The organism is Streptomyces sp. NBC_01476 (assembly GCF_036227265.1).
Taxonomy (GTDB): Bacteria; Actinomycetota; Actinomycetes; order Streptomycetales; family Streptomycetaceae; genus Actinacidiphila.
The window spans coordinates 5,283,096-5,307,491 of the sequence record NZ_CP109446.1; the positions used below are offsets into that span (position 1 = coordinate 5,283,096).

General features: G+C 71.6%; 24 protein-coding genes. 15 read left to right on the top strand and 9 right to left on the bottom strand.

The annotated features are described in order from the left end of the window. Positions 1-90 precede the first annotated feature (90 nt). The 9 genes from OG552_RS23165 (at position 91) to OG552_RS23205 (ending at position 7,915) form a co-directional block, all read left to right on the top strand. A complete protein-coding gene (locus OG552_RS23165) occupies positions 91-1,653 on the top strand; it encodes an AAA family ATPase (RefSeq protein ID WP_329135921.1) in 1,563 nt (520 codons plus the stop codon). Positions 1,654-1,781: 128 nt separating this feature from the next. After that, positions 1,782-2,321 (top strand): TadE/TadG family type IV pilus assembly protein, encoded by a 540-nt coding sequence (locus tag OG552_RS23170; protein WP_329135923.1) that lies wholly within the window; start codon positions 1,782-1,784, stop codon positions 2,319-2,321. Further along, positions 2,318-3,652 (top strand): CpaF family protein, encoded by a 1,335-nt coding sequence (locus OG552_RS23175; RefSeq protein WP_329135925.1) that lies wholly within the window; start codon positions 2,318-2,320, stop codon positions 3,650-3,652. The genes OG552_RS23170 and OG552_RS23175 overlap by 4 nt, the downstream gene beginning before the upstream one ends. Then, positions 3,649-4,629: a type II secretion system F family protein gene (locus tag OG552_RS23180; protein ID WP_329135927.1), complete on the top strand. Its 981-nt coding sequence runs from the start codon at positions 3,649-3,651 to the stop codon at positions 4,627-4,629. Before OG552_RS23175 ends, OG552_RS23180 begins: the two co-directional genes overlap by 4 nt. Positions 4,630-4,639: 10 nt before the next feature. Continuing rightward, positions 4,640-5,539 carry a DUF5936 domain-containing protein gene (locus OG552_RS23185; protein ID WP_329135929.1) on the top strand — a complete coding sequence of 300 codons (900 nt, stop codon included), beginning with the start codon at positions 4,640-4,642 and terminating at the stop codon, positions 5,537-5,539. A 275-nt stretch (positions 5,540-5,814) separates the two neighbouring features. After that, positions 5,815-6,018 (top strand): hypothetical protein, encoded by a 204-nt coding sequence (locus tag OG552_RS23190; RefSeq protein WP_329135931.1) that lies wholly within the window; start codon positions 5,815-5,817, stop codon positions 6,016-6,018. Next, positions 6,015-6,608: a pilus assembly protein TadG-related protein gene (locus OG552_RS23195; protein ID WP_329141025.1), complete on the top strand. Its 594-nt coding sequence runs from the start codon at positions 6,015-6,017 to the stop codon at positions 6,606-6,608. The genes OG552_RS23190 and OG552_RS23195 overlap by 4 nt, the downstream gene beginning before the upstream one ends. A 31-nt stretch (positions 6,609-6,639) precedes the next feature. Next, positions 6,640-7,236, top strand: coding sequence for a hypothetical protein (locus tag OG552_RS23200; protein WP_329135932.1), 597 nt, complete (start codon positions 6,640-6,642; stop codon positions 7,234-7,236). Between the two features lie 40 nt (positions 7,237-7,276). Next, positions 7,277-7,915 carry an OmpA family protein gene (locus OG552_RS23205; RefSeq protein WP_329135934.1) on the top strand — a complete coding sequence of 213 codons (639 nt, stop codon included), beginning with the start codon at positions 7,277-7,279 and terminating at the stop codon, positions 7,913-7,915. 152 nt (positions 7,916-8,067) lie between these two features. Here OG552_RS23205 and OG552_RS23210 read toward each other — a convergent pair whose 3' ends face one another. Continuing rightward, positions 8,068-8,826 (bottom strand): GNAT family N-acetyltransferase, encoded by a 759-nt coding sequence (locus OG552_RS23210; RefSeq protein ID WP_329135936.1) that lies wholly within the window; start codon positions 8,824-8,826, stop codon positions 8,068-8,070. Positions 8,827-8,894: 68 nt separating this feature from the next. Here OG552_RS23210 and OG552_RS23215 point away from each other — a divergent pair, with 68 nt between their 5' ends. Continuing rightward, complete coding sequence (locus tag OG552_RS23215) at positions 8,895-9,455, top strand: hypothetical protein (RefSeq protein WP_329135938.1); 561 nt, start codon at positions 8,895-8,897, stop codon at positions 9,453-9,455. On the opposite strand, the gene OG552_RS23220 is transcribed toward OG552_RS23215, so the two are convergent. After that, positions 9,427-9,852 carry a DUF192 domain-containing protein gene (locus OG552_RS23220; protein WP_443071004.1) on the bottom strand — a complete coding sequence of 142 codons (426 nt, stop codon included), beginning with the start codon at positions 9,850-9,852 and terminating at the stop codon, positions 9,427-9,429. The two genes, OG552_RS23215 and OG552_RS23220, sit on opposite strands and share 29 nt — an antisense overlap. Here OG552_RS23220 and OG552_RS23225 point away from each other — a divergent pair. Continuing rightward, entirely contained in the window at positions 9,847-10,560 is a 714-nt protein-coding gene (locus OG552_RS23225) for an A24 family peptidase (protein WP_329135942.1), read from the top strand. The two genes, OG552_RS23220 and OG552_RS23225, sit on opposite strands and share 6 nt — an antisense overlap. A gap of 244 nt (positions 10,561-10,804) precedes the next feature. Here OG552_RS23225 and mgrA read toward each other — a convergent pair whose 3' ends face one another. Beyond that, positions 10,805-11,848, bottom strand: a complete 1,044-nt coding sequence (mgrA, locus tag OG552_RS23230; protein WP_329135944.1) for an L-glyceraldehyde 3-phosphate reductase — start codon at positions 11,846-11,848, stop codon at positions 10,805-10,807. A 132-nt stretch (positions 11,849-11,980) separates the two neighbouring features. Between mgrA and OG552_RS23235 the strand changes: the two genes are divergently transcribed. The 4 genes from OG552_RS23235 (at position 11,981) to OG552_RS23250 (ending at position 17,147) form a co-directional block, all read left to right on the top strand. Further along, entirely contained in the window at positions 11,981-12,742 is a 762-nt protein-coding gene (locus OG552_RS23235; protein WP_329135945.1) for an isoprenyl transferase, read from the top strand. 244 nt (positions 12,743-12,986) lie between these two features. Beyond that, positions 12,987-14,306, top strand: a complete 1,320-nt coding sequence (locus tag OG552_RS23240; protein WP_329135947.1) for a PhoH family protein — start codon at positions 12,987-12,989, stop codon at positions 14,304-14,306. A gap of 431 nt (positions 14,307-14,737) precedes the next feature. Further along, positions 14,738-15,412: a transglycosylase SLT domain-containing protein gene (locus OG552_RS23245; RefSeq protein WP_329135949.1), complete on the top strand. Its 675-nt coding sequence runs from the start codon at positions 14,738-14,740 to the stop codon at positions 15,410-15,412. Positions 15,413-15,551: 139 nt separating this feature from the next. After that, entirely contained in the window at positions 15,552-17,147 is a 1,596-nt protein-coding gene (locus OG552_RS23250; protein WP_329135951.1) for an AI-2E family transporter, read from the top strand. A 120-nt stretch (positions 17,148-17,267) separates the two neighbouring features. Here the strand turns inward: OG552_RS23250 and OG552_RS23255 are convergent, their stop codons facing one another. The 6 genes from OG552_RS23255 to OG552_RS23280 form a co-directional block, all read right to left on the bottom strand. Beyond that, on the bottom strand, positions 17,268-19,709 hold the full coding sequence (locus OG552_RS23255) for an ABC transporter permease (protein ID WP_329135953.1): 2,442 nt from the start codon (positions 19,707-19,709) through the stop codon (positions 17,268-17,270). Then, positions 19,706-20,395, bottom strand: coding sequence for an ABC transporter ATP-binding protein (locus OG552_RS23260; protein ID WP_329135956.1), 690 nt, complete (start codon positions 20,393-20,395; stop codon positions 19,706-19,708). The genes OG552_RS23255 and OG552_RS23260 overlap by 4 nt, the downstream gene beginning before the upstream one ends. Then, a complete protein-coding gene (locus OG552_RS23265) occupies positions 20,392-20,916 on the bottom strand; it encodes a PadR family transcriptional regulator (RefSeq protein WP_329135957.1) in 525 nt (174 codons plus the stop codon). The genes OG552_RS23260 and OG552_RS23265 overlap by 4 nt, the downstream gene beginning before the upstream one ends. A 97-nt stretch (positions 20,917-21,013) precedes the next feature. After that, the gene (locus OG552_RS23270; RefSeq protein WP_329135959.1) at positions 21,014-21,265 is read right to left on the bottom strand and encodes a hypothetical protein; all 252 of its coding nucleotides are present in this window, start codon (positions 21,263-21,265) and stop codon (positions 21,014-21,016) included. Further along, positions 21,262-22,209, bottom strand: coding sequence for an SPFH domain-containing protein (locus OG552_RS23275; protein WP_329135961.1), 948 nt, complete (start codon positions 22,207-22,209; stop codon positions 21,262-21,264). The genes OG552_RS23270 and OG552_RS23275 overlap by 4 nt, the downstream gene beginning before the upstream one ends. Before the next feature lie 172 nt (positions 22,210-22,381). Continuing rightward, a complete protein-coding gene (locus OG552_RS23280; RefSeq protein WP_329135963.1) occupies positions 22,382-23,836 on the bottom strand; it encodes a catalase in 1,455 nt (484 codons plus the stop codon). Positions 23,837-24,396: the final 560 nt, after the last annotated feature.

Genomic DNA, 24,396 nt, shown 5'->3' on the forward strand with positions numbered 1-24,396 from the left:
CTTCCGGGCCGGCCGCCGCGCCGCCCGCCGCGCCGGGCTCCGGCCGGGCCGCCGCTCCGGCGCCCGCTTCATGACGGGGAGGACGCACTGATGGCCGTACGCATCCTCGCCGCCACCGGAGACCCTGACGCCGCCAGGGCGCTGCTCGGACTGCTCGGGCAACTGCCCGGCGCCGAACCCGGCCCGGCCGTCGGCGACTCCACCGCGCTGCTGGACACCCTCGCGCGCGCCGCCGAGACCGGGCTCGACGAACTGCCCGAAGTCGTCGTTCTGCACGACGCGATCGGCCCGATGCCCGCCCTCGACCTGATCCGGGACGTGGCCCTGCGCTTCCCCGCGGTCGGCGTGGTGCTGCTCACCGCCGACCCCAGCCCGACGATGCTGGCCTCCGCGATGAACGTCGGAGCCCGCGGGGTCATCGGACTCCCCTTGTCCTACGACGAGTTGGGCGCCCGGGTGGAGGCAGCCGCCGGGTGGGCGGCCGGCGTGCGGCGGCACCTCAGCCCCAACCGGGCGTCCCTGCCCGCGGTGGCCGGCGGTGCCCTGGTCGCCGTGGCCGGCGCGAAGGGCGGCGTCGGCACCACCGTGATCGCCGTCCAACTCGCCCTGGCCGCCCACGCGTCGGGCCGCTCCACCGCCCTGGTCGACCTCGACCTCCAGGGCGGTGACATCGCCTCCTTCCTCGATGTCCAGTTCCGCCGCTCGGTCGCCGACCTCGCGGACATCGCCGACGTCTCCTCCCGCGTCCTGCACGACGCGATGTACGTCCACGAGTCGGGCCCCGCGCTGCTGCTGGCCCCGGCCGACGGCGAACGCGGCGAGGAGGTCACCGACCGCTCGGCCCGGCTGGTGCTCGCCGCCCTGCGGCAACGGTACGAAGTCGTCGTGGTCGACTGCGGCACCCAGGTGACCAGCGCGAACGCGGTCGCCGTGGAGACCGCCGACGCCGCCGTCCTGGTCACCACCCCCGACGTCATCGCGGTCCGCGCGGCCAAGCGGATGGTGCGGATGTGGGACCGGCTGCAGATCCGTAAGCCGCAGGACACGACGACCGTCGTCAACCGGCACACCCGGTCGAGCGAGATCCAGCCGTCGCTGATCGGACGCATCACCGGTACGAAGATCGCGGCCTCCGTGATCCCGGCCGGATTCCGCGAGTTGCAGGCCGTCATCGACGCGGGGCGGCTCCAGGACCTGGACAACCGGTCCACCGTCAAGGCCGGAATCTGGGCGCTGGCAGGGGAGTTGGGCCTGGTCGCGGGCGCGCCGGCGCTGCCGGCCGCACGCGGCAGGAAGCCGCGCCGCGGCGACCGCGGCCAAGTGACCCTGGAGACCCTCGGGATGACCCCGGTCATCCTGGTCACCCTGATCCTGGTCTGGCAGGCGGTCCTGGCCGGCTACACCTTCACCCTCGCGGGGAACGCGGCGGACAAGGCCGCCCGCGCGGCGGCGGTGGGTGGCGACGTCCCGGCGGCGGCCAGGAGCGACGTCCCCAGCGCGTGGGACATCCGGGACCTGAACGTCTCCCGCTCCGACGGCCAGGTCTCGGTCTCCCTTTCGCTCCGGGTCCCGGTCCTCTTCCCGGGCGCGATCTCCTTCCCGGTCGACGTCGACGGCCACGCCGGCACGGTCGACGAGGAGCCTCCCCGGTGACCCCGGCAGGGATCCCGGGGGTGATTTCGGGAGCGGCCCCGGGAGGATCCCGGGCAGTGATCCCGGGAGCGGCCCCGGGGGTGATTTCGGGAGCGGCCCCGGCAGCGATCCCGGGAGGTGCTCCGGCAGTGATCCCGGGAGCGGCCCGGGCAGCTGCCCCCGCCGCCCCCGTCGCCTCCGCCGTCCGTGTACCCCGGTCGGGCACGCCGGCGCCCTCCCGGCCGGCCGCCCCGGCCGCCCCGGGCGTCCCGGGCGTCCGCGCGGCGGCCCGCCGCGCCTCGCGGCAGTGGGTGCGGGCCGCGCGGGCGACCTGGCGGGAGAGGGGCGTCGCGTCGCTTGAGTACCTGGGGATGCTGCCCTTCCTGCTGCTCATCGCGCTCGCCGGGATCCAGCTCGGGATCGCCGCGTACTGCGGGGAGCAGGCCGGGACGGCGGCCCGTGCCGCGGCCCGTACCGCGGCCGAACCTGACCCGCACGCGGACGCCGCGCAGGCCGGCGCGAACGCCGTCAGCGGATGGGTGAACCCGAGCATCACCTTTCCGCGCAGCGACAACCTGACCGTGACGGCGACCGCGACCGTACGGATTCCCTCCGTGCTGCCCGGGCTGAGCTTCCTCGACCCGGTCAGCCGGTCCGCGACGATGCCGAGGGAGGACACGACGCCGTGAGCCTTCGCGCCCGCCTCGCCGTGGAAGAGGCCACCCCGCAGACCCAGGAAAGCCACCTGATCGCGGTCTACCGGGCCAAACTGCTCCAGGAGATCGACCTCGCGGAGATGTCCGCGCTGGCCGCCGCCGAGCGCCGCGCCCGGCTCGAACGCGTCCTCGGGCACATCGTCAGCCGGGAAGGCCCGGTGCTCTCGACCACCGAGCGGGCCGCGCTGATCCGCCGGGTGGTGGACGAGGCGCTGGGCCTCGGCATCCTCGAACCCCTCCTGGAAGACCCGTCCGTCACCGAGATCATGGTCAACGGCCCGGACAAGATCTACGTCGAACGCGGTGGCCGCGTCGAGCAGGTCGCGGCCCGTTTCTCCTCCGCCGAACAGCTCCTGCAGACCATCGAACGCATTGTCTCCACCGTCAACCGCCGGGTGGACGAGTCCAATCCGATGGTCGACGCCCGCCTCCCTTCGGGCGAACGCGTCAACGTCATCATCCCGCCGCTCTCCCTGACCGGCCCCACTCTCACCATCCGCCGCTTCCCGCGCGCGTACACCCTGCAGGAACTCATCGCGCTCGGCACGCTGGACGAGCACATGCTGCTCCTGCTCTCCGCCTTCGTCCGCGCCAAGTGCAACATCATCGTCAGCGGCGGCACCGGTTCGGGGAAGACCACGCTGCTCAACGCCCTGTCCGGGCTGATCCCGGACGGCGAGCGGATCATCACCGTCGAGGACGCGGCCGAACTCCAGCTCCAGCAGGAGCACGTGATCCGGCTGGAGTCGCGCCCGCCGAACGTCGAGGGCGAAGGCCGCGTCACCATCCGCGACCTGGTGCGCAACAGCCTGCGGATGCGGCCCGACCGGATCATCGTCGGCGAGGTCCGCGGCGGCGAGACCCTGGACATGCTCCAGGCGATGTCCACCGGCCACGACGGCTCGCTGGCCACCGTGCACGCCAACTCCGCAGAGGACGCGGTGCTCCGGCTGCAGACGCTGGCGTCGATGAGCGAGGTGAAGATCCCGTTCGAGGCGCTCCGCGACCAGATCAACTCGGCGGTGGACGTCCTGGTCCAGCTCCACCGGCACGTCGACGGCACCCGGCGGATCGCCGAGATCGCGGTCCTGTCCTCGCGCGGCCGGGACTCCTTCGTCCTCGCCTCCGCCACCCGCTTCCGCGCCGAACCGCTGGGCGTGGACCGTATCGTCCGCGGCTGGTACGAACACCGGCCGGTGCCACGGGAGATCGGCGAGCGCCTCTACCTGGCCGGCGAACACGTACCGGCGGCCTTCGGGATCGGGGCGAGCGAACTGGAACTCGACAGCCGGGAGGCGAAATGACGCGGCCCGCCACGACCGCGCTGGGATCGGGACCCGCCTGGGCCACCGGCCCCTACCCCCTGCTGGTCATCCTGCTCACCACCGTCGCGCTGGTCCTCGGCGTGTGGGGTCTGCACGCGTGGCGCGGCGGGCGGGCGGACCGCGCGGCCCTCGTGGAGCGGCTGGCCGGCGACCCCGGCCGCGGCCCGCACCGCCCCGCCTTCTCCGGGCTCGACCGGCGGGTGCGGGGATACGCGTGGGGCAAGCGGCTCGAAGGGCGGCTCGCCGCGACCGGGACGGACTTGACGCCGGGGCAGTTCACCGCGGCCTTCGCGGGAGTGGTGGCGGCGGCCTGGCTGCTGGCGGCGCTGATCCTGGCGCCGTTCTTCGGCCCGATCGCCGCGCTGATCGCGGCCTGGGCCGCGTACTCCTTCCTCTCCTGGCGCCGCCGCGTGCGCACCGAACGCCTCATCGCCCAACTCCCCGACCTCGCCCGCGTCCTGGCCAACGCCACCCAGGCCGGCCTGGCCCTGCGCACCGCGGTCTCCATGGCCGCCGACGAACTGGACGCCCCGGCAGGCGAGGAGCTGAAGCAGGTCGCCGACGCGATGGCCCTCGGCCACTCCGTCGAGGACGCCCTCGGCGAACTCCAACAGCGCCTCCCGAGCCGCGAGTTGATCGTCCTGGTCTCCACCCTCGTCCTCTCCAGCCGCGCCGGCGGCTCCGTCGTGGAGTCCCTCCGCAACCTCACGGTGACCCTGGAGGAACGCAAGGAGACCCGCCGCGAGGTGCGGACGCAGATGTCGCAGGTGACGGTTACGGCGTACGCGATCCCGGTGATGGGCATCGGCTCGCTGTTACTGCTTGACCGCGTGATGCCCGGCTCGCTCGGCGCTCTGACCGGCTCGAATCTCGGCCGGATCTGTGTACTGATCTCGCTGAGCCTCTACGTGGTCGGCTTCATGCTCATCCGCCGGATGTCCCGGACCGACGTGTGAGGTGACGACGATGACCCTGATCGGCCTTGGACTCGCGCTGGCGTTCGCCGTCTGCGCGGTCGGCGTCGTCTACGCGATCGGACTGCTGCGAGCGGACGTCAAGCTCCCTGACGACCTGGCGCTGGCCCTGGAGATCGGCCGGACCCGAACCACCCGCACAGGCAATGCCATTGACCGGATCGGCATCCGCTGGGCTCCCATGGTCCTGCGGATGATGGGACCGGCCCGGATAGCCCGGATCCGGGACCGACTCGATCACGCCGGCCACCCGTACGGACTGACGGTCGAGCGGTACGCGGCCCGCCGCGCCGTCTACGGATTCGTCGGCGGGCTCGGCGGTCTTGTGCTTCTTTCCCGCGGGAGTTGGCTGCTGGCGTTGCTCGTCCTTGCCTACGGCTGGTGGTTCGCCGACATCACCATCTGGGTGGCGGTCCGGCGCCGCCGCGACGACATCGAGCGGACGCTTCCCGATTTCCTGGACGTCCTCGCGGTCGTGGTCAGCGCCGGCCTCGGCTTCCGGCAGGCGCTGGAACGCGTCAACTCGGTCTACAGGGGCCCTTGGTCGGATGAGATCCGCATCGCCCTTCGGCAGATGGACGTCGGCGTCAGCCGCCGCGACGCCTTCGACCAGCTGCGCGAGCGCAACCGCAGCGAGCAGGTGGCCCAGTTCGTCTCCGCACTCCAGCAAGGTGAGGAGCTCGGCGCTCCCATCGCCCGCACGCTGCTGCAGATCGCCCAGGACATGCGCCGTACCGAAGCGCAGAACGCCCGCCGCCGCGCAGCCCGGATGGTCCCGCGCGCGACCGGCGTCATCACCCTGCTGCTGGTTCCGGCCACCATGATCCTTTTGATCTCCGGCACGATCATCGGCTCCCAGACCCACTTCGGGGACCTCTTCGGAAATGGGTGATTACGGTGCCACGGAGGGTAGTTGGGAGTCATGCTGGCGGGTGTCGCTATATCGGCGGAACCCGCAGGAATTCGGTCTCTCACAGCTCAACCGGGTGCGGATGCCCGGGACTCGGGTGTACCTTTGCATTCGCAACCATATTTGCACCTGCAACCAGTTACTGCGAATCCGCACCACGACCAGCGAGAGGCGGTGCGCCGTGTCCCCCTTCCCCGACAGGCCGTACGCGGGCGCCGAACGCAATAGCCAGGTGACAAAGGATGGGGCGAACAATCATGAACAGGTGGCTAGTCCGGCACTTCGTCCGGATCCGCAATCGGGTGGTCGAGCACGGACACGACCGCGGCCAGGGAGCGATGGAATACCTCGGCCTGGCGGTGGTGATCGCGGTGATCATCGGAGTGCTCAGCACGACCAGCATCGGCGATGCGATCCTCACCGCGATCCTCAACAAGATCAGCGCGATCGCCGGCGCCTGAGCCGCGCGCCACGCGGAGACAGGGGCCAGACCGTCGGCATCTACATCGTCGCCATGGCCGCCCTGTTCTTCCTGGCCTTCGCCTACTTCGCGGTCGGTCAGGCGGCCGTGGTCCGCAACGGCGCGCAGACCGCGGCCGACGCGGCGGCGATCGCGGCGGCCCGTGAGCAGCGTGACGCGGTGCATGACGCCTTCCTGGCCGCGCTGTTGTCCGGTGATGCCGACGCTTTGCGGCGACTACTGGACAATGTGGCCGCGGGCCTCGGCGCGGGCTGCCCCGACGCCGCGGCGACCTATGCCGCGGACAACAGCGCCCGGGTGACCACCTGCGTCCCCGTATCGGGCCCGCCGGGCTGGCACGTGGGAGTCGCTTCGCTGGGGACCGTGGGCCGGTCCGTGGTCAAGGGCACCGAGGGTATCCACGCCACGGCGCACGCCACCGCGGTGATCGAACCGCGCTGCGTGCTGGACGAGACCAACAAGCCTGTTGTGGACTTCACTTGCGACAACGGACCGCTGGACATCGACCCGACCCAGTCGGGGTTCACTCTGAACCTGTCGGACTTCTACACCGTCCATCTGAGCGACTGACGTCGGCTGACCAGTGAGGAGTTCCCACGTAATGAGCAAGGGCCACGGGCGCAGAACGGCCGGCGCGGCGGCGGCGATTGTCACTCTCTCAGTCCTGCTCGCCGGCTGTGGCGGTGGCGGTGGGGGCGATGACAAAGCCGGCGGCGCGACGCCTCCGACCACCGGCGCGACCACGTCGGCCGGCAACGGTACGACCGGGGGAGACCAGACACCCTCAGCCGAACCGACCCAGATCCTCGCGCAGATCAAGGGCGCGGACGACGTCGTGGTCACGCTCAATTCGGCGGTCCGTGACCAGGACGGATATGTGACCGTTCAGGGGACGCTCACCAATAACGGCACGTCGATTTTCGACGCGGTGGCCTGGCGGGGACAGGAGACGGCGCTGGTGCCGTCCGGGCCATCGGTGGCCGGCGCCGTCCTGATCGACGAGGCGGGAAAGAAGCGTTACTACGTCCTGCGTGACACCGACGGGAAGTGCCTGTGCACGACCGGCCTGATCGGCATCAAGCCCAAGGAATCCCGCCCGATCTTCGCCCAGTTCCCCGCCCCTCCGGCGGCCACCACGCAGGTGCAGTTCGAGCTGCCGACCATGCCCCCCGCCAAAATCACCATCTCGGAGGGGTGAGCCCGACGTGAAACGTGGCGCTTCGAGGAGGCCGGGGGCCGTGGCGGTGACGCTGGGCGCGGTGGTGGTCGTGGTGCTGGCCGCGGGGACGGTGAACGGGTCGGTCGCGGTGGCGGACACGAACCCGCCGCCGAGCGCCGGGGAGGACACGCCGGCGGCGCCGGTGGCGATCGACCCCGCCTCGCCGGGGCTGAAGCTGCCCGAGGGGGCGACGCTCGCGCCGTCGAAGGTGCTGGACATCGTGTCGGTGACGGACGAGAGCGCGGTGGCCGCGAGCCAGCCGCAGCAGCGGCAGGAGACGTCGAACTCGACGGTGACCTACGCCCTCCAGGCCGAGGTGCTCTTCGGGAAGGACAGCTCGAAGCTCGCGCCGGCCGCCACCGGCCGGATCCAGGCCATCGCCAACGACATCAACGCGCGACACGTCTCGTCACCCATCCGTGTCTTCGGGTTCACCGACAATCTGGGCAGCAGCGAGCACGGCGACGTGCTCTCCAAGGCGCGCGCGGACTCGGTTTACAAAGTCCTGGCAACGGAACTCGACAATCTCGGTGACGCATCCCACACCTTCCAGGTGCGGGGCTACGGCGAGGATTACCCGATCGCTGACAATTCCACCGAAAGCGGGCGCCAGCAGAACCGGAGGGTCGAGATCACTTTCACCCCGCCTGCCGCGTAACGGCCTGAGCAGTGGGTCGGACGCGGTACGGTGTAACTCCCCCCCTCGGGCCGGTTCGCTCTCCCCCCCTGCGAGCCGGCCCGTTTTTTCTTTCCCGGTCCGGGCCCGGCCCCCACCCGCACGATCGCGCCATGGCCGCGCCACACCCGCACTCACCCCGCGGCTCGCCCGGCCACCGCGGCCGCCCGCAGCGGCCGGTAGCGCAGCCCGAGCGAACCGTAGAGCCGCCGCGCGGCCGGATTCGTGTCTTCCACGAACAGCCCCGCGGTGCCGTAGCGGGCGAGCGCCTCCGCGAGGACCGGGCCGCAGACCGTACGGGCCAGCCCGCGGCCCCGGGCGGCGGGGGCGGTGGCCACGCCGGAGATCAGGCCGACCGTGGCCGAGCACCAGCTGAGCGCGGCGACCGCGCCCAGCCGCCCGTCGGGGAGCCGGACACCGGCCCACCGCTCACCGGCCCCGCTGCGCCCGGGGCGGGCGTAGGAAGCCGGAAACGCCTCGTCGAGCAGCGCGTCGACCTCGGGCCAGGCGCCGGGCGGCAGCCACCCGAAGCCGCGGGGCGCGGGGAGCCCCGCCGGAACGCCGGCCGGAACCCCCGCCGCCCCCCGGTCCATCCACCCGAAGTCCCCCACAGGCTCCAGCACCCCGCCCAGCTCGGCCCCCACCGCGTCGATCAACTCCCGGTCCCCCAGCGGCCGGTAGCTCGGCCCGACCTCGGGCAGCACCTCCCGGAGCAGCGCGGCGACCGCGGCCGGCGGGCCGGTCACCGCGAGCCGGTCGAGGACGGAAAGGCCGGGCGCCGCGACCGCCACGGCCGAGCCGGCCACGAAGACGCGGGACGGGCCGCCGGGCTGCCCTGCCGCCCAGCGCAGCAGCGGGTCGTCGGTGGGGAGCGGGGAGGTGCTGGGGTCCATTTCGCAGGTGGTGCGCATTCCGCATGCCTATCAGCACACCGGAGGGCGGCGCATCGTAGATTGCCCGCATGCGGATGTGGAACAAAACGGTACGAAACGGGGTGCCGGTGGCGGTGCTGGCGGTGACCGCCGGGGGGTGCTCGGTCGGGCCGGGCTCACCGGACGGCTGGCGGTACCTCAGGACCGGTGACGTGGCCGTCGCGCACCCCAAGAGCTGGCGCGAGACCGGCACCGGGGCCGTACTGAAGGACGCGCACGGCCGTACGGACGGGGCCCTCACCGTGCGGCCGGCCGGGAACTCCGCCCGCTCCCCGGCGGGGACGGCCGCCGAGCCGGCCGAACCCGCCGAACGAGCCCGACCCGCTGAGCCCGCCGAACCCGCCGAACCCGCCGACGCCCGCAAGGACACCCTCGTGCTCGACGGCCACCGCGCCCGGGTCTTCAACTACGCCCGCCCCGCGCCCGACGGCCGCCCCGCCGCCTACGTCGACGTGCAGGTCCAGGACCGCGACGGCCGCCCGCTGCTGATCCACGCCTGGGTGGTGACCGGCGCCGACCACGACCCGACCCTGCTGCCCGAGATCGTCAACAGCGTCTACTTCAGCCCGCGGAGCCGGCGGCTCCCGTGAGGACGGCGGTCAGCACCGCGCCCTTCGCCACGCCCCACCGGGCGAACGCGCCCGCCTCCGCCTCCAGCACGTGCCGGGCCCGGAACCGCGGACGGCCGACCCGGCCGGGCGGCATGGTGCGTACCGCGACCACCCGCAGCCGCCGGTCCAGATAGGCGACGTCGATCGCGAACCGCATCCGTACGGTGTGCACGCTGGACGCCGGGGTCAGCAGCAGCGCGCCCTCGATCCCGTCCACCCCGAGCAGCCCGCGGGTCCTGGCCCGGTACGAAGCCGCGACCCGCAGCGGTACGTCGGCGGCAGGCGCCCGCAGTACGCCCTCGCCGTCGCGCCAGCGCCTCGTCAATCGCCTCACCCAAGAGCCCCCAAGCCCGGCGTGTACGGTCGGCCGGTGCATGTCTATCTGATCGTGGCCGCCGCCGTCTGGGGAATAGCCGCCGGACTGCTGCTGCCGAGGGCGGCGTACCGGCTGGCCGTGGCGGCGGACGAGCCGTGGGCCGCGGCCTGCCCGTCGGGGCACCCGGTACGGGGCTGGCTCGGCCCGGCGGCTTGCGGGGTGCCGGGGTGCCCGGCCGCGCGGTACGGGCTCGGCGCTTCGGCCGCGGCCGGCTGTGCGGTGGCCTGCGCGGTGGTGGCCTGGCGGGCCGGGGCGCACCCCGAGGCCGTGGTGTGGCTGCTGCTGGTGCCGGTGGGGGTGCTGCTGGGCCGGGTCGACCTCCTGGTCTTCCGGCTGCCGGACGTCCTGACGCTGCCGGCGCTGGGCGCCACGGCGGGGCTGCTCGGGGTGGCGGCGCTGCTGCCGCACCATCAGGGGTCGTGGCTGCGGGCGCTGATCGCGGGGGCGGCGCTGGGGGCGCTGTACTTCCTGCTCTTCTTCATCAACCCGGCGGGTATGGGCTTCGGCGACGTCAAGCTCGCGCCGACGCTGGGGTTGGTTCTTGGGTGGTACGGGTGGCCGGCCGTCTTCGCGGGGACGTTCGGGGGGTTTGCGCTGGGGGCGCTGACCGGACTGGCGCTCATCGCTGCGCGTCGTGCGGACCGTAAGACCCCGATTCCGTTCGGGCCGTTCATGCTGCTCGGAACGTTTCTCGCGCTGCTCGTGTAACCGGGTCCCCGTGCTGCCCCCGCCGTGCCCGCCCGGGGTGCCCCCGGAGCCCGTCTCCGGACCTTCCGCCGAATCCCCCTGAGCGCGCAGTTCCCCGCGCCCCTTCGGGGCCCGTCCCCCGCCAGAGGCGCTGGGGGTCCCCCCCGGACGAAGTCTGGGGGAGGAACTGCGCGACAAGCCCGCTGCCGGGGGGAGGTCCGGAGAGGGGCTCAGGGGGCATCCCCCGGGCGGGCCCGCGGGGAAGCTACGCCTCGCTGCTGACGGACCAGAGGTTCACACCCTCCGGCTCCACCGCATGCGTGTCGATCGCCGCCAGTTCCTCCGCGGTGAGCGGTGCCGCGCCGACCGCCGCGACGTTCGCCTCCAGCTGGCCCACCGACGACGCGCCGATGAGCGCCGAGGTGACCCGGGGGTCGCGCAGCACCCAGCTGAGGGCGAGCTGCGCCAGCGACTGGCCGCGTCCGGCCGCGATCTCGTTCAGCGCCCGCAGCCGCGACACCGTCTCGTCGTTGACCAGCGCCGGGTTGAGCGACTTGCCCTGGGCGGCCCGGGAGCCCTCCGGGATACCGCCGAGGTAGCGGTCCGTCAGCAGGCCCTGGGCGAGCGGCACGAAGCCGATGCAGCCCATGCCCTCCTCCGCCAGCACGTCCAGCAGACCCTCGGTCTCGATCCAGCGGTTGATCATCGAGTACGACGGCTGGTGGATCAGCGCCGGCACCCCCAGCTCGCGCAGGATGCGGGCGGCCTCGCGGGTCCGGTCCGGGCCGTAGGACGAGATGCCGACGTAGAGCGCCTTGCCCTGCTGGACGGCGGTCGCCAGCGCGCCCATTGTCTCTTCGAGCGGGGTCTCCGGGTCGAAGCGGTGGGAGTAGAAGATGTCGACGTAGTCCAGGCCCATCCGGGCGAGCGACTGGTCGAGCGAGGCGAGCAGGTACTTGCGCGAGCCCCACTCGCCGTACGGCCCGGGCCACATGTCGTACCCGGCCTTGGTCGAGATGACCAGCTCGTCGCGGTAGGGACGGAAGTCCTGGGCGAACAGGGTGCCGAAGTTGGCCTCGGCGGCGCCGTACGGCGGGCCGTAGTTGTTGGCCAGGTCGAAGTGCGTGACACCGAGGTCGAAGGCGCGCCGCAGAATGGCCCGCTGCGAGCCGAGCGTGCGGTCGTCGCCGAAGTTGTGCCACAGGCCGAGCGACACGGCCGGGAGCTTGAGCCCGCTGCGGCCGGTCCTGCGGTACTCCATCGAGTCGTAGCGCTCGTCGGAGGCGCGGTAGAGGTTTCGGATATCCACGGACACTGCTTATCACGAGTGGTTGAACCGCTTACTGTCCGGCGCCCCGGCGGCCGACCTGGTTCGTCCGCAGGGCACTTCGCGCAGTAGTGTGGCGGCCGGGCGTCCGAGCGCAGGAGGGGCTGGTACGCGATGAATCTGCGCGATCTGGTGTACAGGCTGTACTCCCGCCGAGTGGAACACCACCTCGACGTTTCGCAGGCCCCCAAGCACATCGGTGTGATCCTCGACGGCAACCGGCGCTGGGCCAAAGCGGCCGGCGGCACCACAGAAGAGGGCCACCGGGCCGGCGCCGACAAGATCGCCGAGATGCTCGGCTGGTGCGAGGAGACCGGCGTCGAGGTGGTCACCTTGTGGCTGCTGTCGACCGACAACCTGGACCGCCCGGCCGGTGAGCTCGTCCCGCTGCTCGGCATCATCGAGGACGCCGTCACCGAGCTGGCCGCCAACGGGAACTGGCGGGTGCACCACGTCGGCACCATGGACCTGCTGCCCGGGCACACCCAGCAGGTGCTCAAGGAGGCCGAGCAGGCCACCCACGGGGCGACCGGGATCCTGGTGAACGTCGCGGTCGGTTACGGCGGCCGGCAGGAGATCGCCGACGCCGTACGGTCGCTGCTGCACGAGCACGCCGGGCGCGGCACCACGATCGAGAACCTGGCCGAGATCCTGGACGTCGAGCACATCGCGGAGCACCTCTACACGCGAGGCCAGCCCGATCCGGACCTGGTGATCCGCACCTCGGGCGAGCAGCGGCTGTCCGGCTTCATGCTCTGGCAGAGCGCGCACTCCGAGTACTACTTCTGCGAGGTCTTCTGGCCCGCCTTCCGCAAGGTCGACTTCCTGCGGGCGCTGCGGGACTACGCGGCCCGGCACCGGCGCTACGGAGCGTGACCGGTCGGGACCGGTCCGGAGTGGACAAAAAGGGCTAGGTATCGGCCTGCCTGCGGAGTTACGGTTGCTGCGAAGTCCGCCGGCCCGCGGATGAGCGGCCAGTGACCGGTCGATGACCTGTCGATGACTGCACTGTGCATCCGCATGGCCGTCGGCTTTCCAGGGCATATCACTGGCAGACCGGCATCCGGACCATGGCTGCCGGACCGCAAGACTCACCTCTCCCGAGGGGGTTCGTCCACACGTGGTGACCAGCAAGAATCGCCGTGATCACGACCGGCGCACGTACGTACTCGACACCAGCGTGCTGCTGGCCGATCCAGGCGCCCTCACCCGCTTCGACGAGCACGAGGTCGTGCTCCCGATCGTCGTGGTGACGGAGTTGGAGGCCAAGCGCCACCACCCGGAACTGGGCTACTTCGCCCGGCAGGCCCTGCGCATGCTGGACGAGTTCCGGATCCGGTACGGCCGGCTCGACGCACCGATTCCCATCGGTGACCTCGGCGGCACGCTCCGTGTCGAGCTCAACCACTCGGACCCCGGGGTGCTGCCCGCGGGATTCCGGCTCGGTGACAACGACTCGCGCATTCTGGCCGTCGCCCGCAATCTGCAGGCCGAGGGGTACGACGTCACCGTCGTCTCCAAGGACCTGCCGCTGCGGGTGAAGGCGTCCTCGGTCGGCCTGCTGGCCGAGGAGTACCGCGCCGAGCTCGCCATCACCTCGGGCTGGACCGGAATGGAGGAACTGCTGGTCTCCGCGGAGGAAGTGGACGCACTCTTCGCCCAGGAGACCATCGATCTGCCCGAAGCGGCGGAGTTTCCGGTGCACACCGGCCTGGTGCTGCAGTCCGAGCGGGGGAAGGCGCTGGGGCGGGTCACGCCCGACGGCCGGGTCCGGCTGGTCCGCGGCGACCGGGAGGCGTTCGGCATCCACGGCCGCAGCGCGGAGCAGCGTGTCGCGCTGGATCTGCTGCTGGACCCGGACGTCGGCATCGTCTCCATGGGTGGCCGGGCCGGCACCGGAAAGTCGGCGCTTGCCCTGTGCGCGGGCCTGGAGGCGGTCCTGGAACGCCGTCAGCACCGCAAGGTGATGGTCTTCCGGCCGCTGTACGCGGTGGGCGGCCAGGAGCTGGGCTACCTGCCGGGCAGCGAGTCGGAGAAGATGAGCCCGTGGGCGCAGGCGGTGTTCGACACGCTGTCGGCGGTCACCACCAAGGAGGTCATCGAGGAGGTCGTGGCCCGCGGCATGCTCGAAGTGCTGCCGCTCACCCACATCAGGGGCCGCTCGCTGCACGACGCCTTCGTGATCGTGGACGAGGCGCAGTCGCTGGAGCGCAATGTGCTGCTGACCGTGCTCTCCCGGATCGGTGCCGGTTCACGCGTGGTGCTCACCCACGACGTGGCCCAGCGGGACAACCTCCGGGTCGGGCGGTACGACGGCGTGGTCGCGGTGGTGGAGAAACTCAAGGGTCATCCGCTCTTCGCCCATGTGACGCTGAACCGTTCCGAGCGGTCCGCCATCGCGGCGCTCGTCACCGAGATGCTGGAGGACGGCGGGGCGTGACCGTTCGGCAGGATGGCCTGATTTGGCCATGAATAACGTGAGTTGCGGCTGCTGCGTCCTCCCCGGAGGGCGCAGCAGCTTAGCGTTTTCAGGGCTTCGGCGGGGGGAATTACCGCCGTTCGCAGCGTGTGAAGTTTGCCACTCAACCGGAAATTGCCGCGCGGCGTCCGCGTACGGCAGGGTGTGAGGCTGTCAGGCCCCGCTTATGGCACTCCTACACCCCTCGGGGCGTGGGATCAGCGACACCACACAAATCCACAACGACCGCCATGAGCCGCCCGAGCACCACGCGGACCCCGCAAGGGATTTCGCACCGGGCCAGTACCCCCGTGACCGCCCGGCCCGTACGGCGGACCGGACAGGGGGGGCAGCGCCAGGGGCACGATTGCGTCCGTGCGGTCACCGAACGGGCGATTCCGGAAGGAAACCGTGTGAGCCGGATCTCGGTCCGGGGGCTCGCGGTGGCATCCGCCACCGCCGTCACCACTGTGGGCGCCGTCGTGGGCGTCGCGTCGGGCGCCGACCAGCAGGGCACCAGCACCGAGCCCGTGGAAGCGGCCGGTACGACCACCCTCCTCGCGGACATCCCCGCTGGACAGCAGGTACAGCAGGCATCGTTGACCGAGCAGATCCAGGCTCAGTCCGACGCCGCTGACGCGACAGCGAGGCAGTCGGCCGAGCAGGCGGCCCGCGTGCAGGCGGCCAAGGACGCCGCGGCGAAGAAGAAGGCCGCGGACGCGGAAGCGAAGAAGAAGGCGGAAGAAGCCGCCAACCAGGGTGACGCCAGCGCGTCCTTCGCGATCCAGGCCTCCTACTCGGTGGCGCAGGTCCAGGCGATGGCGAGGGAGATCGTCGGCAGCAGCCAGTACGCCTGCTTCTCCAACATCGTTTCCCGCGAGAGCGGTTGGAACTACACCGCGACCAACCCGTCCTCCGGTGCCTACGGCCTGGTGCAGTCCAACCCGGGTTCGAAGATGGCATCGGTCGCCTCGGACTGGCGGACCAATCCGGCCACGCAGATAAAGTGGGGCCTGAACTACATGAACAGCCGTTACGGCAGCCCCTGCGGCGCCTGGGAGTACTGGCAGGGCCACCACTCCTACTAGGCCGGGCTCCGTACGGCTTACGACTCCCTTACCCGGGACCGGGGGCAACCCCGGTCCCGGGTAACGTCGTCTCCCACAGCAGCGTCACAGTCGGCCTGACGTACCGTTGACGGCCGAAGGGGTCTAGGGGGAGAGCAGGATGCCGGAAAAGCGCCACTGGAGTTCCGCGCTCGCCTCCGGGCTGGCCCATCTGGCCGGCCGGATCGAGGAGCGGCACGTCGCGGTGTCCGCGCGTGACGCGGCGCCCGGTGACGACTCGGCCGCCGAACCCGCGGCCGGCGGCGCAGCCATACCTGTACCCGCCCCCGCCGAACCGGCGCCTGCCCCCGCGGAGGCGGCCGGGAACACCGCCGGCGCCCCCGCGACCCCCGCCGCAACCGCCCCCAGGACCGCTGCCAAGGCAGCCGGCACGTCCCGGCCCGCCGCGGCCGTAGCGGACGAACCCGCCGTGCCGCCCGTGGCCGCAGTGGCCCGGCGTGCCCCCCGTCCGGCCACCGACCCGGTCGCCGTGGTGCCGTGGAGTATGCGGGTCGCCGCCGAGGTCGGCTGGCGGCTGCTGATCCTGGCAGGCACCGTCTGGGTGCTGATGCGCATCATCGGCGCGGTCCGCCTGGTCGTCCTGGCCTTCGCCGCGGCGCTGCTGATCACCGCGCTGCTGCAGCCGTTCGTGGCCCGGCTCAAGCGGATGGGCGTGCCCCGCGGACTGGCCACCGCGACCGTCTTCATCGGCGGCTTCATCGTGATGGGCCTGGTCGGCTGGTTCGTTGTCTGGCAGGTCATGGACAACATCGACAATCTCTCCGGCAGCCTTCAGGACGGTGTCGCCGAGGGCAAGAAGTGGCTGCTGAATAGCCCCTTCCATGTCACCGACGACCAGATCAACCAGGTCGCCAAGAACCTCAGCGAGGCGATCAGGCACAACACCCAGGCGCTCACCGACGCCGGGCTGCAGGGCGTCACCGTCATCGTCGAGCTGCTGACCGGCATGCTGCTGGCGATGTTCAGCACGCTGTTCCTGCTCTTCGACGGCCCCAACATCTGGCAGTGGGTGCTGCGGCTCTTCCCCGAGCAGGCCAGGGACGGCCTGGCCGGCGCAGGACCGCGCGCCTGGCACACCCTCACCTTGTACGTACGCGGCACGGTGCTCGTCGCGCTGATCGACGCGATCTTCATCGGTGTCGGGATCTTCTTCCTCGGTGTGCCGATGGCGGTACCGCTGGCCGTGGTGATCTTCCTGGCCTCCTTCGTGCCGCTGGTCGGCGCGGTGGCCTCCGGCGCCATCGCGGTGGTCGTCGCGCTCGTCACCGAGGGGCCGTTCACCGCGCTGATGGTGCTGGTGGTGGTGCTCGCGGTCCAGCAGATCGAGGGCCACATCCTGCAGCCGTTCATCCTCGGCCGGGCAGTGCGGGTCCACCCGCTCGCGGTGGTCCTCTCGGTGGCGGCCGGCTCGCTGGTCGCCGGCATCGGCGGCGCGGTGACCGCCGTACCGCTGGTCGCGGTCGGCAACACGGTCGTGAGCTATCTGCGCGCACATGCCCGCGCGGCGGCCCTGGCGGCGGAGAGCGAGTCCGGCGCAGCGGCCGGCCCCACCGCCCCGGCGGACGGCCCGGCGGCCGGCGCGAAGGTCCCGCCGGCCGAGGAAGCGGGTGCGGAACCGGGCGCTGAGCCTGGCGCGGAAGCGGCAGCCGGGCCGGGTGCGGAACCGGGCGCTGAGGCCGTCGAGGTCGAGGCCTGACCGGCCGTCACCACCGTGCCCTGACCCGCCGTCACCACCGCGCTCCGCCAGGCGGTCGCGGCGACGGCGGAAGGGGCGGCCGGGGGGAGTGTTCCCGGCCGCCCCTTCCTCTCGCGGGCGTCACTCCGTACGCAGACCGTCCGGCCGCATCAGGCGCCACAGTGGCGGCATGCTCAGCAGGGTCACGGCCAGCACCACCGCGGCGCCGACACCGGACATCGACAGGACGCTGTTCCAGTCGGCGTGGAAGGAGCGGCCCACCATCGCCAGCAGCGCCCAGCCGAGGCCGATGCCGCCGGCGCAGGCGAGCAGCAGGCCGAGCACCATCGGGATGGCGGACTGCCACAGCACCGACCAGGCCAGCGCGGTGCGCTTGGTGCCGAAGGCCACCAGCACCGCCAGCAGCTTCTTCCGGTCCCGCAACTGCTCCAGCATCGTCACCAGCAGGCTCGCCCCGATCAGCGCCATGGTGAGCACGGCCCCGGCGAACAGGCCGCGCCGCAGCTGGGTGAAGCCGGACTTCTCCGTGGTGTCCCTGATGGTCATCACATAGGTGCCGAGCCCGAACGTCACCCCGGTGTTGCGCAGATACTCCATCGCGTCCGGCTGCTTCGGGTCGAGGCTCACCATGATCTGCGAGCTGGGCGACGCCAGCTTCGCGGTGTCCACCAGCTGCGGGGTGACGTAGATCCCGTAGCCGGTGTTGCCGGCCGGGTCGACCCGGGCGGGCACCGTCCTGGCCGACTTCGGGATCGTCCACAGGTCGGGCTTGCCGGTGTACTTCTCGCCGTCCGGCACATTGAGGTCGATCCTGGCGCCCGGCCTGGCGTACTTCGCCATGTCGCCGTCGTCGCCGGTCTCGGGCCCGGGCAGCACGATGAAACTGCTGCCGGGCCGGCAGGAGGTGATCCGCGCCATCTGTTCCAGCGTCGGGCAGTCGCCCACCTCCAGCGGCAGATAGGCCCAGTCGGTGCCGGCCGAGGTGCTCGCGCCGGGCTGGGTGGCGCGCGCGTCGTAGTAGCCGAAGACCTGTTTGACGCCCTTGGTGGCGGCGATCTTGTCGATGTACTCCTGGGTCCGGCTGCCGCCGGTGGCCGGCACGCTGACCTGGGCCTGCGCCCTGGTCGCGTCGGCGCCGGTGTCGCTGCGGAAGTCCCCGCTGACCCCGGTGAAGAGCATCTGCAGGGCGATCGCGCCGGCCACCGCGATGGTGACCCCGCTGACCATCCGGGCGGACGCGCTGCTGTTCAGCTGGAGACGGCGGGTGGCCAGCTGCCAGGCGACCGGGCCGCCGTGCAGCTTGCCGACGACGGCCTCCACCACCCAGGGCAGTACCGCGGTGACCCCGATCAGCAGCAGGATGGTGCCCACCGCCACCTGGTACTCGTTGATGTGCGCGTCGCCCTTGACCGCGCCGAAGAGCGGGGCGAGCAGCAGCAGGCCGACCGCCGGGATCAGCAGCCGCCACCACAGCCGGCGCCGGCGGCCGGCGGACTGCCGGACCACGCCCAGCGGTTCGATCGCGGTGCCGCGCAGGCTCAGCATGGTCACCACGATGGCCGCCACCGGAACCGCCAGCGCGATCACCACCGCCAGCCCGGTGCTGGGCGTCATGTCGGAGGGGAACGCCGAGATGTCCCTGATGGTGACGGTCGACCCGAACTGCCGGCCCAGGAGGAAGAACACCGCGCCGAGCACCAGACCGAAGACCGCCCCGAAGAGCGCCTCCCCGGCGGCGATCCGGCGGGTCATCCGGGTGTCGGCGCCCACCAGCCGCAGCGCCGCGAGCCTGCGGTCCCGGCGTTCGCCGCCGAACCGTACCGCCGTGCCGATGAACACCGCGACCGGCAGCAGCAGCACCACCAGGATGATGATCAGCAGCAGGTCGAAGACCGGACCCAGCGCCTCGGAGTTGCTCTTGTAGCCGAAGCTCACCACCCGGCCCGCGTTGCCCTGGGTGTAACTGGCGTCGTACGGCCGCAGCTGGTCGCTGCCGGCGTAGTAGTACAGCTCCGCCGGGCCCATCAGACCGGCCTGTCCGATGGTGCCGTCGATGGTCCCGGGCAGCCGTTCCCGCAGCAGCGGCGCGCCGGCCAGCAGCTTCTTCAGCGCGGGGGAGACCACCATGTGCCCGGTCGCGGGCAGGTGGCGCAGACCCGGCGGTACCGGCGGCCTGCTGCCCTCGGGGTGCACCAGGACGCCGGTGATGTCCTTGTCGTGGTACGTCGTACGGGCGTTGGCGACCAGCAGCGAACGGTCGCTCGGCTTGGTGATGGAGGCGGCCGTCGAGATGTCCCGGGCCACCCGTTTCTGGTCGCGGGTGTTCATCATCGACGGGATGGCGGCGGCGAGCAGCAGCAGCGCCACGCCGAGCCCGACGCCGACGGCGGTCAGCACCGTGCGGGTCCAGCCCTCGCGGCCGCCGCCCGCGGCGAAGCGGACGCCGAGCGCGAGATCGCGTATCCAGGTGCGGACGGTCGCGGGCTGCTCCGGCTCCTGGCCGCGCGGCCCGCGGGGGCGGATCGCGTCGAAGCCGACGAGCGGTCCTGGCGAGCTGGTCATGACACCCGCTCCATGTCGCGCGACTTCCCGTCCCGCACGACGATCTCCCGGTCGGAGTAGGCGGCCACCCGCGGTTCGTGGGTGACCAGGACGACGGCGGCGCCGGTGTCGTGCGCGGCCTCGGTCAGCAGCCGCATCACCCGTTCGCCGTTGAGCGAGTCGAGGGCGCCGGTCGGTTCGTCGGCGAAGACCACCCGGGGGGAGGAGACCAGTGCGCGGGCCACCGCGACCCGCTGGCCCTGGCCGCCGGAGACCTCGCCGGGCCGCTTGCCGGCGATGTCGGAGACCTCCAGGCGCTCCAGCCAGGTGAGCGCCTTCTCCTCGGCGGTCCGCCGCTTGACGCCGCCGAGCCGCATCGGCATCGCCACGTTCTCCAGGCAGGTCAGCTCGGGCACCAGCTGGCCGAACTGGAAGACGAAGCCGAAGTCCGAGCGGCGCAGCGCGCTGCGTTCGCCGTCGGACATCGTCATCAGGTCACGGCCGCGGTAGAGCACCTCGCCGGAGTCGGCCCGTACGATGCCGGCCAGGCAGTGCAGCAGCGTCGACTTGCCGGAGCCGGAGGGGCCCATCACGGCCACCACCTCTCCGGCCCTGATGGTCAGGTCGGCGCCGTCGAGGGCGGGGGTCGGACCGTACGTCTTGCGCAGGTCGGTCGCGACGAGCAGGGGTTCGGTCGGGCCGGTCACGGGGCCACCTCCGCGGCGAGCTGGTCGAGCCGGGCCGCGGTGAGCTCCAGCCACCGCAGATCCGCCTCCAGATGGAAGAGTGCGTGGTCGCAGATCAGCTGGTCCGCGAGGTCGCCGGCCGACTTGCGGCGGGTCAGTTCCCGCATCAGCCGCAGGTGTTCGGCGCGCTGGGTGTCCAGCAGATCGGCCGCCGGGCGGCCGGTCAGCAGGGCGAGGACGACCTTGGTGTAGAGGGTCGTCTGCAGGTAGGGCTCGGGTTTCTCCGGCTGGCTGAGCCACTGCCCGACGTCGGTGATGCCGGCGTCAGTGATCGCGTACCGCTTGCGCTCGGGTCCGCCGCCCGGCTCTATGCCGTCGACTTCGACCAGGCCGTTCTTCAGCAGCCTGGCCATCGTCGAGTAGACCTGCCCGTAGGCGAGGGGGCGGTCGTGTCCGAAGCGTTCATCGAAGGCGCGCTTGAGGTCGTAACCGTGGCGCGGCCCGGACTCCAGAAGTCCGAGCAGGGTGTGGCCGATTGACATGCGGAGCACAGTACACCATGGGTATACATCGCATGTATACCCATGGTGAATAACGTACTGGATTTCTTGTTCTCGCAGGTCAGCGCGGTGGAGGCGGTTACTCGGGTGTGACCGTCGGCCCGTCCGGCGCCTCCCCGGACTTCGGGGGGCGGCCACGGCGGGGGATCGGGCGGGCGGTGGCCGGGAGCCGGCCGGCGTCGGCCAGCGCCCGCCGCAGCAGGTACTCGATCTGGGCGTTGGTGCTGCGCAGCTCCCCCGCCGCCCACGCGGCGAGCGCGTCGTGGACGGCGGGGTCGAGCCGCAGCAGCACCTGCTTGCGGGCCCGGGCGCGGGATTGTTCGTCGGTCACTGGTAGAGCGTGCCCGTGTTCAGCACCGGCTGGGCGGCGCGGTCGCCGCAGAGCACGACCAGCAGATTGCTCACCATCGACGCCTTCCGCTCCTCGTCGAGTTCGACGATGTCCTGCTCGGCGATCCGGGCCAGCGCGGACTCCACCATGCCGACGGCGCCGTCCACGATGGTCTGCCGGGCCGCCACGATCGCGCCGGCCTGCTGCCGCTGGAGCATCGCCGAGGCGATCTCGGGAGCGTAGGCGAGATGGGTGAAGCGGGACTCGATGATGGTGACGCCGGCCGACTCGACGCGGGCGGTGATCTCGGTGGAGAGTTGCTCGGTGATCTGCTCGGCGTTGCCGCGCAGCGAGAGGGCGACGCCGTCGTGGGCGTCGTACGGGTAGCGGGTCGCGATGTGGCGGACCGCGGTGTCGGTCTGGATGGACACGAACTGGGTGAAGTTGTCGACCTCGAAGACGGCCTGCGCGGTGTCCCTGACCTGCCAGACCACGACGGCGGCGAGCTCGATCGGGTTGCCGTAGGCGTCGTTCACCTTGAGCACGGCGGTCTCGTGGTTGCGCAGCCGGGTGGAGATCTTGCGGCGGCTGGTGAAGGGGTTCACCCAGCGCAGGCCGTCCTGCCGGATGGTGCCCTGATAGCGGCCGAAGAGCTGGCAGACCCGGGCCTCGCCCGGGGCGACCTGGGTGAGGCCGAAGAGGGTGATCAGGGCGGCGACCACGACGAGGGAGCCCACCACGATGAGGGTGGACCCCAGCCCCTTGGAACCGTCCTTCGCCTCGGCCGCGCCCACCGCGATCAGCGCGATGCCGCCGGCCACGACGAGCAGCGCGAGCAGCAGGAACGGCAGCCCGGGCATCCCCGCCGCCCGCCGCTCCTGCACCCGCGGGGCGGGCATCTCCGGCACATCGGGCGCGGGCGTGCCGTGCGGTCGCTCGGTCATGGGGGTACCCCGTTTCTTGTGATGCTGTGAACTTATCCAAGTGCTATCACAATAATACGTCCACGCCTCCGGCGGAAGAGGCCGTGGGAAGCGGCGAGCGGGACGGATGCAGCCCCGGAGCACGGGATGTGATCACGTGTTCCGGGGCTGCGCTCTGCGGGGGCCGCCTGGGTCAGGCGGGTTTGGCCGCCGCGGCGATGCGGTCGCCGAGGGTCTGGTCGACGCTGCGCCAGTACGCCAGCGCGCGCTGGAAGACCGGCGCGGAGACGCCGTCGCTGAGGTGGCCGGCGATGTTGGAGACGAGGCGGTCGCGGGCCGCGTCGTCCAGCACCTCGCGGACCATCGTGCCCGCCTGCCCGAAGTCGTCGTCCTCGCGGTGCGCGCTGTATGCCTCCCGCACCATCTCACCCGCGGCCTGCCAGCCGGCGATGTCCCCGTACGCCTCCGGTGACGCGTGCGGGCCGCCGTACGAGTTCGGCGCGTACGGCGCCCCCACCCGGTTCGGCTCGAACCGCATGGGCCCGTCCTTGGCGTAGGAGTGCACCGGCACGTGCGGGCGGTTCGGCGGCAGCTGGGCGTAGTTCGGGCCGATCCGGTACCGGTGCGTGTCGGGGTACGAGAAGAGCCGGCCGAGCAGCATCTTGTCCGGCGACGGCGCGATCCCGGGCACCATGTTCGACGGCTCGAACGCGGCCTGCTCGATGTGGACGAAGTAGTCCTCCGGGTTGGTGTCCAGCGTCATCCGCCCGACCTCGATCAGCGGGTAGTCGCTGTGCGGCCACACCTTCGTCAGGTCGAACGGGTTGAAGCGGTAGTCCGGCGCGTCGTCGAACGGCATCACCTGCACCCGCAGCGTCCACGAGGGGTGCTCGCCCCGGTCGATTGCCTCCCACAGGTCCTGCCGGTGGTAGTCGGCGTTCTGCCCGGCCATCGTGTCGGCGTCCTCCTGGGTGAGGAAGTCGATGCCCTGGTCGGTCTTGAAGTGGTACTTGATCCAGAACTTCTGGCCGGCGCCGTTGATCCACATGTACGTGTGGGAGCCGTAGCCGTTCATGTGCCGGTACGACTTCGGGATGCCGCGGTCGCCCATCAGCCAGGTGACCTGGTGCGCGGACTCCGGGGAGAGCGTCCAGAAGTCCCACTGCATGTCGTTGTCGCGCAACCCGTTGTCGGGGCGGCGCTTCTGACTGCGGATGAAGTCCTGGAACTTGATCGTGTCCCGGACGAAGAACACCGGGGTGTTGTTGCCGACCAGGTCGTAGTTGCCGTGCTCGGTGTAGAACTTCAGCGCGAAGCCGCGCGGGTCGCGCCAGGTGTCGGGGCTGCCCTGCTCGCCGGCGACCGTGGAGAACCGGGCCAGCATCTGCGTGCTGCGGCCCGGCTGGAAGAGGTCGGCCTTGGTGAACTGGCTGACGTCGTTGGTCACCTCGAACCGGCCGTACGCCCCGCTGCCCTTGGCGTGCACCACCCGTTCGGGGACCCGTTCCCGGTTGAACTGGGCCATCTTCTCGATCAGGTAGTGGTCCTGAAGCAGGATCGGGCCGTCCCGGCCGACGGTGAGCGAGTGTTCGTCGCTCTCCACCGGGATGCCGGCGTTGTTCGTCGTGAACTGGAAGTCGGTGGTCATCGGGGATGTCCTCCCGTCCGGTGCCGGTCTGCGGACACCGTGGATCGCGTCGCTCGCGTGGGCTGCTACCCACCCTCGCACCAAACGTGCCACCCAGCACGCCGAGCGACCAGGGGGTGACTTTACGTGAGAGGGGTGGGGAGTGGGTGCCGTGGGGGGGGTGCGGGTTGGAAGTGACGGTGCCGTGGGGGGGTGCGAGCTGGGAGTGCGGGTGCCGGAAGAGGGTGCGGGCCGGGGGTGCGGGTGCCGTAGCGGGGTGCGGGCTGGGAGTGTGGGTGCCGCACGGGGGTACGGGCCGGAAGTCACGGTGCCGTAGCGGGGTGCGGGTCGGGAGTAAGGGTGCCCTGGTCCACGGTGCCGTTGTCCGTGTGGGCACCGCCCTTTCCCCTTTTTTTGCCGCCCTCTCGCCTCCGGGCGCTTAAATCCGGTGTCGACAGTCGACCGTGCTCGCTCGCTCGTTCCTCGCTCCCTGCGCGCGTTCTCCCTTTCGACACCGGCGCGCCCTTCGGCTCGCTGGCTACCGGCGTAACCCCCGGCGTATGGGTGCCACGACGTGGTAC

Excerpts from the sequence above, each read along its gene's own strand:
- OG552_RS23165 (WP_329135921.1), top strand. The coding sequence starts at position 91 with ATGGCCGTACGCATCCTCGCCGCCACCGGAGACCCTGACGCCGCCAGG.
- OG552_RS23180 (WP_329135927.1), top strand. The coding sequence starts at position 3,649 with ATGACGCGGCCCGCCACGACCGCGCTGGGATCGGGACCCGCCTGGGCC.
- OG552_RS23185 (WP_329135929.1), top strand. The coding sequence starts at position 4,640 with ATGACCCTGATCGGCCTTGGACTCGCGCTGGCGTTCGCCGTCTGCGCG.
- OG552_RS23190 (WP_329135931.1), top strand. The coding sequence starts at position 5,815 with ATGAACAGGTGGCTAGTCCGGCACTTCGTCCGGATCCGCAATCGGGTG.
- OG552_RS23200 (WP_329135932.1), top strand. The coding sequence starts at position 6,640 with ATGAGCAAGGGCCACGGGCGCAGAACGGCCGGCGCGGCGGCGGCGATT.
- OG552_RS23210 (WP_329135936.1), bottom strand. The coding sequence starts at position 8,826 with ATGGACCCCAGCACCTCCCCGCTCCCCACCGACGACCCGCTGCTGCGC.
- OG552_RS23215 (WP_329135938.1), top strand. The coding sequence starts at position 8,895 with ATGCGGATGTGGAACAAAACGGTACGAAACGGGGTGCCGGTGGCGGTG.
- OG552_RS23220 (WP_443071004.1), bottom strand. The coding sequence starts at position 9,852 with ATGCACCGGCCGACCGTACACGCCGGGCTTGGGGGCTCTTGGGTGAGG.
- OG552_RS23235 (WP_329135945.1), top strand. The coding sequence starts at position 11,981 with ATGAATCTGCGCGATCTGGTGTACAGGCTGTACTCCCGCCGAGTGGAA.
- OG552_RS23250 (WP_329135951.1), top strand. The coding sequence starts at position 15,552 with ATGCCGGAAAAGCGCCACTGGAGTTCCGCGCTCGCCTCCGGGCTGGCC.
- OG552_RS23255 (WP_329135953.1), bottom strand. The coding sequence starts at position 19,709 with ATGACCAGCTCGCCAGGACCGCTCGTCGGCTTCGACGCGATCCGCCCC.
- OG552_RS23265 (WP_329135957.1), bottom strand. The coding sequence starts at position 20,916 with ATGTCAATCGGCCACACCCTGCTCGGACTTCTGGAGTCCGGGCCGCGC.
- OG552_RS23275 (WP_329135961.1), bottom strand. The coding sequence starts at position 22,209 with ATGACCGAGCGACCGCACGGCACGCCCGCGCCCGATGTGCCGGAGATG.
- OG552_RS23280 (WP_329135963.1), bottom strand. The coding sequence starts at position 23,836 with ATGACCACCGACTTCCAGTTCACGACGAACAACGCCGGCATCCCGGTG.